Genomic DNA, 10,951 nt, shown 5'->3' on the forward strand with positions numbered 1-10,951 from the left:
ACAACCGACGGGCGACGCCGAAGTAGTAGGGCGCCGCCCGTCGCGCTAGTTGCCGCCGAGCTTGGTGCTCCACAGTCGGAACCAGCCGTGCTGGCCGACCATCACATCGCCCATTTGCTCCCGGCTCGTGCGCACCATATCCATCTTCCATGAGCCGCCCTCTCGCACGAGGTACATGCAACACACGCTCTTCGCGGGCGGGGTCGAACTGGCCTGAGAAGTGGTGACGTCCAGGGTTATCTTGACGCCGCCGTTGTCGGGCTCCACCGAGCGTATGGCGTACACGGGCGCCGGCCCCGGTGCCGACCCCGGCGCTTGCGACGCGGCCTGCAGTTCTTCGGGATTGATCATCTCGCGACTGCGGACGGAGAGCAGGCGATATGCTGTTCTGACGTCGCCGCTGTGCTGAGCCTGCAAGTAAGTCATGAGGCAGGTGGTCGGCGACGATCGCACGTGCCAGCAGTACCCCGCGAGGCCAAGCACGACTGCGATCGCGAGCAGCACCGAGGCAGGAACGCGGCGCCGACGCCGGGGGTGCTTGGGCTGGGGCGGCGGGGGTGTAGGCGGGGGCAACGAGCGATAGCAGCGCCAGCATACCTTGTCGGTCGCGGCGACTTCGGTGCCGCAGTTTGGGCACTTCCTCGGCTGATCCGGCGAACGCACGGTCGCCCTCCGTCACGTCAACGCCATATTACTGATTGGACTATTCCACAGAACCGAGTGTTCCCCTCTCGCCCGGATCATCCATATCACGCCTGAGGCGCGTGTCGGGCGGCGCTGAGCGCCGCACGGCACCGCGGCTCGCGCCGACCGATCGCGGCTACGGCCGCAGCGGGCTAGCCTTGCTCCACGGTCAGGCCTTGGCGCGCGATGCGGTAATCGAGGTGCTTCGCGCCCCCGGCCTCGAGCGCGGCGATGACGGCCTGCCGCTTGTCATCCGGCGCGACGGTTATCATGCAGCCTCCCCCGCCCGCGCCGCAGATCTTGCTCGCCCACGCGCCCGCGGCGGCGGCGGCGGCCATGAGTTCGTCAATATGGGGGGTCGTGACGCCCTCGGCGAGCTGCTTGCGATTCTGCCACTCCTCATCCACCAGTTCGGCGAAGCGGGCGAGATCCTTGCCCCCGAGCGCGTCTTGCATGGCGAGAGCGGTGCGCTTGATGGCGTGCATGCAGGAGCGGTTATCGCCAAGATCCTCGATGTAGGCCTTGAGCATGTTCCAGTTGCTGGTGCCGGAGAAGCGGCTTTCGCCGGTGAAGGTCAGGATGATGGAAGTCTCGAGCGCGCGCAGGAAGTCTTCGTCCGTCACCAGGGGCCGGCGCTCGTTGCCGTCCACGCGGAACCAGATGGCGCTGACGCCGCCGTAGAGCGCCGCGAAGTAATCCTGCTTGCCCGTCGGAATGCCGATGCACTGCGCCTCGATGTTGGCGCCCCAGTCAACGAACTGATCGGCCGTGAAGTCCGTGCCATTGAGACGATCGAGAGCGCCGGTAAGGGCGATGAGGAGCGAGGAAGAGGCACCCAGACCCGATCCTTGGGGCACGGTGTTGCGCGTCGTCACGTTAACGCCTATCTCGGGCGAGTAGAACTTGATGATGCGCGCCACGAGGTCGAGTTCCTGGCCGACGGGCAGTGAGGCGACATCCGGGGCCTCGAGTGTCGCGCCGGTATCCTCGGAGCGCAGGTGGATGCGCGCGTCGGCGCGCGGCTCGACGGTGACGTGGCTCAGGAAGTTGACACCCATGTTGAGCGTGATGCCGCCGTCAACGAACACGCACAACGGATAGATGTCGAGGGTTCCTCCGGCCAGGTCTATTCGGGTCGGCGCGGTGGCGCGAATGGTCATGACGGGCCTCCCGGGAGGACATGCGAGTTGGCAGTTGCGGTGCTAGGTTCTATGCCGCCGCAGCTTGTTCCTTGTCCGCGTCGCTCCCGAGGCCGCCATTGCGGCATCTTCCGCGGTCCGCCGTACGGCGTGGGAAGGATTCCGGTAACGGCACGCGCCGTCGGACGCAGGAGGGGAACTCGCGCCGGCATGGAACAGGAGGTCGCGCCCGTCATCGTCGAATGCGGTGCTTGCGCGCCACGGCGGGCTGCGGAAGGAGATGGTCTGATGCGGATCGGATTCGTGACCAGGTATTCGCAGGAGCGCGCGGAGTTCGCCGGCGGGGCAGGCTTCGACGGCCTCGAGATTGCAGTGGGCGGCGCGCTGCCGGCCAAGTCCGAGGTGCGGCGGATCAAGGAGACGATGGCGAGCAACGGCCTCGCCACGCTCACGGTCTTCCACGGCGAGAACTATGCCGCCGCCGACGCCGCCGCCGCGCGCAAGGCCCGCAGCAACTTCGGCAAGGTGTGCGGCATCGCCCGCGAGTTGGGCACGAAGATCGTGACGCTCAACGCCTGGGTGCCCCGCGACGCATCGCTCACCAACAAGTTCGCCCACTACAAGCGCACCTTCGGCGAGCTCGCCAAGGTCGCGCGCGATAAGGGCTGCGTCATCGCCATCGAGAACTGCCCCCACGGGTTCTGCAACATCGCGTGGAGCCCCGCCAACTGGGAGCGCATGTTCGACGAGTTGCCGACCAAGGCGATCGGGCTGGAGTTCGATCCATCGCACCTGGTGTGGCAGGGGATAGACTACGTGTCCGCTCTACGGCGGTTCGCGGACCGCGTCTATGCGTTCCACGCCAAGGACACCGAGATCATGGGCGATGTCCTCGGCTACGTCGGCATCTCCGGACCCGGCTGGTGGCGCTTCCGCATCCCGGGCCACGGCGACATCAACTGGAAGCGGCTGTTCACCGTGCTCGATGATATCAACTACAGTAGGGACGTCATCATCGAACACGAGGATCCGGTGTTCTCCGGCGATCGCTGCGATGACGGCCTGCGGCTGGGGCTCAAGTTCCTGCGCCAGTTCGTGGTGTAGGCGAGTCCTGATGCCATCTCACTCGACTGGACATGACGCGCGGCACCGCGCCGCGCACCCCCGTGCGATTCCGTGTCAGCGGCGCCCGGCCGCTATGCCCAGGCGGAAATGACGAAGTAAGCCAGGCCACCGAGGATGGCCGACACCGGCGGGGTGACGATCCACGCGATGACGATGTTCGTCGCCACTCCCCAGCGCACGGCCGACAGCCGCTTCGACGCGCCGACGCCCATGATGGCGGAGGAGATGACGTGGGTGGTGCTGACGGGTAGGCCAAAGTGGCTGGCGGTCTGGATGACGAGCGCCGATGAGGTTTCGGCGGCGAACCCGTGGATAGGCTGGAGCTTGATGATGCGCATGCCCATGGTCTGGATGATCTTCCAGCCGCCGGCGGCAGTGCCCAGCGCCATAGCGAGGGCGCACACCAGCTTGACCCACCACGGGACGACGAAGCTACCGAGGTAGCCGCCGGTAACGAGCGCCATGGTGATGATGCCCATGGACTTTTGCGCGTCATTCGTGCCGTGGCTGAATGCGACGAAGGCGGCGGAGAGGACTTGCAGCCGACGGAAGTGAGCGTTGATTCTGGCCGGCACCGCCGCGCGGAAGAGCCAGAACAGCGCGACCATCAGAGTCAACCCGACGACGAAGCCGACGGCCGGGGATACAAGCAGGGAGCTGAAGATGTGGATGAGGCCGGACACATTGAGGATCGCGAATCCCTCGTAGGCAGCCGCGGCGCCGATGACGCCCCCGACCAGGGCGTGCGACGAACTCGACGGTATGCCCCAATACCACGTGATGAGGTTCCACGTGATGGCGCCGAGCAGCGCGGCGAGGATCACGCTTTGCGTGACCGCGCTCGGGGCGACGATGCCTCTCCCGACGGTCTTCGCGACCTCGGTGGAGATGAGGGCGCCGACGAAATTGAGGACTGCCGCCATGCCCACCGCGCGCATCGGCGACAGCACCCGTGTCGAAACGGACGTGGCAACGGCATTGGCCGTGTCGTGAAAACCGTTGATGAAATCGAAGACGACGGCGGCCCCAACAACGGCGGCGGTGAGGGGCCTAAGCATACCGTACGACCATGCTTTCGATGATCGCCGTCAACCGCGCTCGCAGACACGCCCTACGCATACTTGACAACCACACTCTCAATGATGTTTGCGATGTCCTCGCATTTGTCTATGGCCATCTCGACGTGCTCGTAGATCTCCTTCCACTTGATGGCGTCCATGGGGGTCGCCGTCCTGAACAGCTCGGCGAGGGCGCGGCGCGACACGCGGTCGCCGTCGTTCTCCAGGCGGTTGATCTCGATGCAGTGGTCGAGTAGGCGGCGAGGCCGCTTGAGGTCGTGCAGCCCGCCGATGCACTTGACGATCTCCTCGGCTGACTTCTCGAGAATGGTCACGAGATCCGACATGTACCGCGCCGGCTCTCCGACATCATAGAGTATCATGCGGTCAGCGGTCGCCTCGATGTAATCGAGGATGTCGTCCAGGGTGGATGCGAGGTCGCGAATGTCCTCGGGATCAATGGGCGTGACGAAGGTCGTGTTGAGGCGCTCCATTATCTCATGGGTCGTGATGTCGCCCTCGTGTTCGGTCTCCTCGATGAGCTTGCCCAGCTCCGCGGCGCGGTCATAGTGATTCACCATCTGGTGCAAGTAACGCGCGCCCTGGACGATGTTGGTCGCCGCAGCATCGAACAGATCGAAGAACTGTTCATTGCGGGGAATGATACGCAAACGCATAGCGCCCTCTCCTTCGATTCGTGTGCGCCGTTGGGCGTGCAGGCCGGGGTCTCCTCGCCAACGTCCGGCGGAACGCGCACGACGCCCGCCAGCCTGCATTGTTCATGCCCGTGCCGCGTCGGCGCGGTCGGCCTCTCGTCGGCGCAGCTCGGATGCGCGGGGGCATTCATGACGGTCAGCTCGCCCACGATGCAGCATTTCTCGGGTCGCCATAAGCAGGCGAGCTAGTTGGCGCTGCCGACGATGCGCTCGAGCCGTTCCATGTCCTCGAGCGCCTCCTTAGCCGCTTTTTGCTCCGCCTCCTTCTTGCTCTTGCCGACACCTTCACCAAGCAGGTGGGTGCTGAAGCGCACCTCCACCGCGAAGGTCTTGTCGTGATCCGGCCCCTCCTCGGCGGCGACGCGGTAGACCGGCGGTTGTTTGTGCCGGCTCTGCGTCAGCTCCTGGAGCAGCGTCTTGTAGTCACGCCGCTGCTCGTCCTGCTCCAGAACCCGGATCGGCTCGTCCAGCAACCGCAGCACCAGCGCGCGCGCGGCGCGCAGCCCGCGGTCGAGGTAGGTGGCGCCGATGATCGCTTCCAGAGCGTCAGACAGCAGAGACGGCCGGTCACGCCCGCCGCTTTGCGCCTCCCCTTTCGCGAGGATCAGGAAGTCGCCGAGGCCGATGTGGCGAGCGGCTTCGCTGAGCGTCACCTCGCTCACCACTGCGGCCTTGAGCTTGGTGAGGTCGCCCTCGCTCCAGTCCGGGAACTTGTGGTAGAGGTGCTCGGCGATGACCTGCCCGAGCACGGCGTCGCCCAGGAACTCCAGGCGCTCGTTGCTGAGGTCCGGTTCGCCCTCCGGGCGATACGAACGGTGCACCAGCGCTTCCACCAACAGCCGCGGGCGGCGGAAGGTGGTACCGAGCCGACGCTCGAGTTCTCGCCGCTGCTTAATGTCCAAGTGCTGTCGATGCATGAGTGGGCGTCGTCACTGCTCGTTGCGGAGATCCTGCTTGAGAATCTTGCCGGTCGCCGTCTTCGGCAACTGGTCGCGGAACTCGATCTTGCGCGGCACCTTGAACCGTGCCAAGCGCTCCCGGCAGAACGAGATGATCTCTCTTTCGGTCGCGCTCTTGCCCTCCGCCAACGCGATGAAAGCCACCGGCACCTCGCCGCGCAATTCGTCGACCATGCCCACGACGGCCGCTTCGGCCACCGCCGGGTGCTGGTACAACACCTCCTCGACCTCGCGCGGATAGACGTTCATGCCGCTGCAGATGAGCATGTCCTTCTTGCGGTCCACGATGTAGATATAGCCGTCCTCGTCAATACGTCCCATGTCGCCGGTGTGCATCCAGCCGCCGCGCAGCGCCTCCTGCGTCGCCTCGCGCTGGTTGTGGTACCCCAGCATCACGCTCGGCGCCTTGACCACGATCTCGCCGATCTCGCCGGTGCGCACCTCGCGGTCGTGCTCGTCGAAGATCTTCACCTGGATGCCCGGCAAGGGCAGGCCGACGCTGCCGATCTTGTGCGGCCCCTCGAGCGGGTTGACCGAAACGACAGGCGAGCACTCCGTGGGGCCGTCACCTTCGAGGATGGGCACCCCGAACTCCGCCTTGAATCCCTGGAATACCTTCGCCGGCAGCGGCGCGCCGCCCGAAACACAGTACTTCAGCGTGGTTATCGGCGGGCGCTGCTCCCGGGGCACCTGGAGCATTACTGCAAACATGCTCGGCACCCCGCAGAAGAGCGTCACCTCGTGCTCGTGAATCGCTTGCAGCACGTTCGCAGGGATGAACCGCTCGAGGATCGCGACCGAGGCGCCGATGGTCACCGGGAACACCATCAGCACCAACTCAGCGAAACTGTGGAACATCGGCAAGACGCACAAGGCGACGTCGTCCCGGTCGAGGGGTATCGCCCGATGGCAGGCCTCGGCGTCCCAGATGATGTTGCGGTGGGTGAGCATGGCGCCTTTGGGGTGCCCGGTCGTCCCGGAGGTGTACAGGAACACGGCCACGTCGCGGGTCATGCCCCGCTCCTTGAAGTCGAGGGCCGACTCGTCGGCGCGCGCCAGGGCATCGGCCCCCTGCTGCATGAGATCGTCCCAGCGCAGGAAGGAGCTTGGCGCGTCCTCCGCGGGGATGACGATGCCGTGCTGCAAGTCCGGCAGCCGCTGCCAGATCTGGTGCAGCGCCGGCTCGTAGGCGGCATGAGCGACAATCGCCTTCGCCCCGGCGTCGGAGAGGATGTAGTGCGCCTCCTCCGGCGTGAACGTCGTGTTGATGGGGACGCTGATCGCACCGAGCTTGGCGTTGCCGTAGTAGGCGGTGACGAACTCGGGGCCGTTGAGCGCCCAAATCGCCACGCGATCGCCCTTGCGGATGCCGATGTCGTACATGGCGCGTGCGTAGCGGTCGGTGAGGTCGGCGAACTCCCCGTAGGTCGTACGTTTGCCGCGGAAGATCAAGCAGGCGCGATGGCGGAACCTGCGCGCGCTCTCGTCAAGCATCTTGCCCAGCGTCATGATGGCACCTCCGTTTTGTCGTCGCCTGGCGCTTGCGGCTTGCGCGGCACCAGGCGCAGATCCAGTTCGGCAAGCTGTTCCGCATCAACATCGGTCGGCGCGCGGGTCAAGGGATCGGTGCCGGCGGCGGTCTTCGGGAAGGCGATTACCTCGCGTATGCTCTCCTCGCCCACCGCGAGCGCCACCAAGCGGTCGAAGCCGAAGGCGATGCCTCCGTGGGGCGGCGCGCCGTACTCGAACGCCTCGAGCAGGAAGCCGAACCGCCGCTGCGCCTCCTCCAGCGGCATGTTGATCAACCGCAGCACCTGCTCCTGGAGATCGCGCCGGTGAATTCGGATGCTCCCGCTCGCGATCTCGTTGCCGTCGAGCACCAGATCGTACAGCCGTCCCCGAACGGCGAGCGGCTCGCTGTCAAGCAGCGCGAGATCCTCCTCCTTCGGGCTGGAGAAGGGATGGTGCATGGCTTGCACCGCCCCGTCCTCCCCACGCTCGAACAGCGGGAAGTCGGTGACCCACAGGAGCTTGAGGTCGCCCGCCTTGGCGAGCCCCAACTCCCCGGCCAACTGCTGTCGCAAGGAACCCAGGATGGAGCACGCGCGGTCACGCTCGTCCGCGGCGATGAGGATGAGGTCGCCCGCTGCGGCGCCGGCGGCGGCAGTCACCGCGCGCTGCTCATCCTCGGAGAGATGTTTCGCCACCGGCGAGCGCAGCCCGTCTTGTTCGACGACCATCCACACCAGGCCTCGCGCTCCGAGCTTGGTCGCGGCGTCCACCAGGGCGTCGAGCCGGGCGCGAGAGAACTCGCCACAGCCCGGCGCAGCCAGCGCCGTGATGATACTCCCCTGCTCGAGCGCCTGGCGGAAGACACGGAACTGCGTCTCGCGGAAGCACTCCGAGATGTCCTTCAACTCCATGCCGTACCGCAGGTCGGGCTTATCGGTGCCGAAGCGATCCATCGCCTCGCGGTAGGTGAGTCTGGGAAATGGCGGGGTGACCTGGACGCCGGCGGCGGCGAGGGCCGCCTGGGTGATGCCCTCGCTGACGGCGATGACGGCCTCCTCGTCGGCGAACGACATTTCGAGGTCAATCTGCGTGAACTCGGGCTGGCGGTCGGCGCGCAGATCCTCGTCGCGCAGGCAGCGCGCGATCTGGTAGTAGCGCTCCATGCCGCTGGCCATGAGCAGTTGCTTGAGAAGCTGCGGCGACTGCGGCAGGGCGTAGAACTTGCCGGGCTGGAGGCGGCACGGCACCAGGAAGTCGCGCGCGCCTTCGGGGGTGCTGCGGATGAGCAGCGGGGTTTCGATCTCCCAGAATCCCTGAGCGTTGAGGTACCCACGCACCGCCTGCGCCATCTCGTGGCGCACGCGCAGGTTGCGCTGCATGCGGCCCGTGCGCAGGTCGAGATGCCGATAGCGCAGGCGCACCATCTCATCCACCGGCTTGTCGTCGGCGATCTCGAAGGGCGGCGTGCGCGACGCATTGAGGATCTCGAGTTCCTGTGCCCGCACCTCGACCTGGCCGGTCGGCATGTCGGGGTTCTCGGTGCCTTCCGGACGCCGCGTCACCTCGCCGGCGACGGCGAGGACGTATTCCGAGCGCACGCGCTGCGCAGCCTCGTGCGCTTTGGGCGCCTGTGCCGGGTCAAAGACGACCTGTACGACGCCGGATCGGTCGCGCAGGTCAATGAAGATCAGCCCGCCGTGGTCGCGCGTCGTCTGCGCCCATCCGGCGAGGCGCACGTGGTCGCCGACGTGCTCCGCACGCAGCTCGCCGCTGTGGTGAGTCCGCGTCATTTGCACACCTTGCCGCCGAGCGCACCCGGCAGATCGCTCAGCGCCACTTGGGTCTGCTCGCCCGTCGCCATGTCGCGTACGGTGGCCGCGCCTGACCTGAGTTCGTCTTCACCCAGTATCACCACGCGCGACGCGCCGACGCGGTTCGCCTCCTTCATCTGGGCCTTGAGGCTGCGCGCGCTGTAGTCCATGTCCGCGGCGATGCCCGCGGACCGCAGTCCCCGCAGCGCCCGCAGCGCCGCCTTGCGTGCGGCGTCGTCGGCCGCCGCCACGTACACCATGCCGTCGGCGCGCGGAGGCGCCGCACCTTGCGCCTCCATGATGAGGAGCATGCGCTCGACGCCCGCGCCGAAGCCGACCCCGGGCGTCGGCGGCCCGCCCAACTCCTCGACCAGGCCGTCGTAGCGGCCGCCGCCGATAACGGTGTCCTTGGCCGCCAGCGCATCATGGATGATCTCGAACGCCGTGCGCGCGTAGTAGTCGAGGCCGCGCACGATGCGAGCGTTGACGTGATACTCCAGCCCGAGGTCCGCGAGGCACTGCTGCAAGCCCTCGAAGTGGCCGCGACACGCCGCGCACAGGTGATCCAGGATCCTCGGCGCGTCGGCAGTCAACTCGCGGCAGCGCTCGTTCTTGTCGTCGAGTATGCGCATCGGGTTGCGGTCGAAGCGACCTTGACACACCTCGCACAGCTCGGAGAGCACCGGGCGCAGTGCATCCTGAAGTGTCTGCCGGTATTGCGGGCGGCACTCCCGACACCCGACGCTGTTGATCTCGAGGCGGCCGCCGCTGACGCCGAGAGCGTCCAGCAAGTCGCGCCCGAGGGCGATGATCTCGGCGTCAATGTCCGGCCCCGGCGCACCGATGGCCTCCACGCCGACCTGGTGATGTTGGCGATAGCGCCCGGCTTGCGGACGCTCATAGCGGAATATCGGCGCGATGTAGTACAGCTTCTGCGCCCCGGGCAGCCCGTACAGCTTGTGCTGCACGTACGCGCGCACGACCGGCGCGGTGCCCTCGGGGCGCAGCGCCATCGCCCGGCCCCCGCGGTCCTCGAAGACGTACATCTCCTTGGCGACGATGTCGGTCTCCTCGCCCACCGCGCGGGCGAACAACGCCATGTCCTCGAACACCGGCGTGCGGATCTCGCGGTAGCCGTAGCGCGCGCAGAGGTCGCGAAAGCACGCCTCCAGTCGCTGCCAGCGGCACACGTCTTCCGGCAATATGTCCTGAGTCCCACGGGGAGCTGAGTAGCGCATGATAGCCTGCATTATTCATACCTGTCGCGGGTCGGCAGCATCGTCGTTGCGTGCGCCATAGTCGCTGCTCGCGGATAATTCATGACTCTTGTGCGCCGCAGGCGTAGCCCAGACGCGCAGTCTGCCTGAAGTCTGCGCTCGTCATGAGTAATCCGGGTGATAGGGGAAATCCCTCGACACGCAAGTCTTTCGTCGGGGTCGGCGGCTAATCCTTCCCGAACATGACGGGGGGGCGTTTCCATGGCGGTCCGGTCCCGCCTCAGCGCAAGATGCGATCATCAGACCGGGTTGCGCGTCACCGGCGGCTGAGGAGGCACGGCTTGACACCGCGAGGGAGCGGAAGACTCCATGCCGGATGCGGCACGGGCGCACCGGGACGTACGACGCCGCAGCGAGGTGTGCGCGAAAGAGCATCCGACGGGCCCTGGAAAGTTGGGACGGAGGCGTCCAATGGGTGCGCGCGACGGAGTCGTCACCTGGTGATGATGTTGGCGGTTTTGGTCTTGGCGTCCCAGTGGACGCGCATGCCGAGGGATTCCGCGACATAGCGCACGGGAAGCAGCAACCCGCCGCCCATCGATGGGATCGCCGGCAGGTGCTTGTCCTGCATCTCCTTCGGCCAGCGACCCACGGGAAGGGTCACGGATGCCTCGCCGCGGCTAAGGTTGACTTCCTGTTTCGCCTTGTCCTGCGTCGCCTTCACGCCGGC

The 10,951-nt window shown here is 66.5% G+C and carries 10 protein-coding genes; 1 reads left to right on the forward strand and 9 read right to left on the reverse strand.

Features of this window, described 5'->3' with window-relative positions:
* Positions 1-45 precede the first annotated feature (45 nt).
* Positions 46-663: a hypothetical protein gene (locus tag JSV65_11905; GenBank protein UCH33274.1), complete on the reverse strand. Its 618-nt coding sequence runs from the start codon at positions 661-663 to the stop codon at positions 46-48.
* 173 nt (positions 664-836) lie between these two features.
* Complete coding sequence (locus tag JSV65_11910; protein UCH33275.1) at positions 837-1,844, reverse strand: hypothetical protein; 1,008 nt, start codon at positions 1,842-1,844, stop codon at positions 837-839.
* A 267-nt stretch (positions 1,845-2,111) separates the two neighbouring features.
* On the opposite strand from JSV65_11910, the gene JSV65_11915 reads away from it, so the two are divergent.
* A complete protein-coding gene (locus JSV65_11915) occupies positions 2,112-2,927 on the forward strand; it encodes a sugar phosphate isomerase/epimerase (GenBank protein ID UCH33276.1) in 816 nt (271 codons plus the stop codon).
* 92 nt (positions 2,928-3,019) lie between these two features.
* Here JSV65_11915 and JSV65_11920 read toward each other — a convergent pair whose 3' ends face one another.
* The 7 genes from JSV65_11920 to JSV65_11950 form a co-directional block, all read right to left on the reverse strand.
* On the reverse strand, positions 3,020-4,006 hold the full coding sequence (locus JSV65_11920; protein ID UCH33277.1) for an inorganic phosphate transporter: 987 nt from the start codon (positions 4,004-4,006) through the stop codon (positions 3,020-3,022).
* 53 nt (positions 4,007-4,059) lie between these two features.
* Positions 4,060-4,683 (reverse strand): DUF47 domain-containing protein, encoded by a 624-nt coding sequence (locus tag JSV65_11925; GenBank protein UCH33278.1) that lies wholly within the window; start codon positions 4,681-4,683, stop codon positions 4,060-4,062.
* A 224-nt stretch (positions 4,684-4,907) separates the two neighbouring features.
* Positions 4,908-5,639: a ribonuclease III gene (gene rnc / locus JSV65_11930; GenBank protein ID UCH33279.1), complete on the reverse strand. Its 732-nt coding sequence runs from the start codon at positions 5,637-5,639 to the stop codon at positions 4,908-4,910.
* A 12-nt stretch (positions 5,640-5,651) separates the two neighbouring features.
* The gene (locus JSV65_11935) at positions 5,652-7,190 is read right to left on the reverse strand and encodes a long-chain fatty acid--CoA ligase (GenBank protein ID UCH33280.1); all 1,539 of its coding nucleotides are present in this window, start codon (positions 7,188-7,190) and stop codon (positions 5,652-5,654) included.
* A complete protein-coding gene (aspS, locus tag JSV65_11940; protein ID UCH33281.1) occupies positions 7,187-8,983 on the reverse strand; it encodes an aspartate--tRNA ligase in 1,797 nt (598 codons plus the stop codon). Before aspS ends, JSV65_11935 begins: the two co-directional genes overlap by 4 nt.
* Positions 8,980-10,242, reverse strand: coding sequence for a histidine--tRNA ligase (locus JSV65_11945; GenBank protein ID UCH33282.1), 1,263 nt, complete (start codon positions 10,240-10,242; stop codon positions 8,980-8,982). The genes aspS and JSV65_11945 overlap by 4 nt, the downstream gene beginning before the upstream one ends.
* Before the next feature lie 472 nt (positions 10,243-10,714).
* Positions 10,715-10,951 (reverse strand): hypothetical protein (locus JSV65_11950; GenBank protein ID UCH33283.1); only part of this gene is annotated, 237 nt, incomplete at its 5' end.

The sequence above is a fragment of the Armatimonadota bacterium genome, from assembly GCA_020354555.1.
In the GTDB taxonomy this organism is placed as follows: Bacteria; Armatimonadota; Hebobacteria.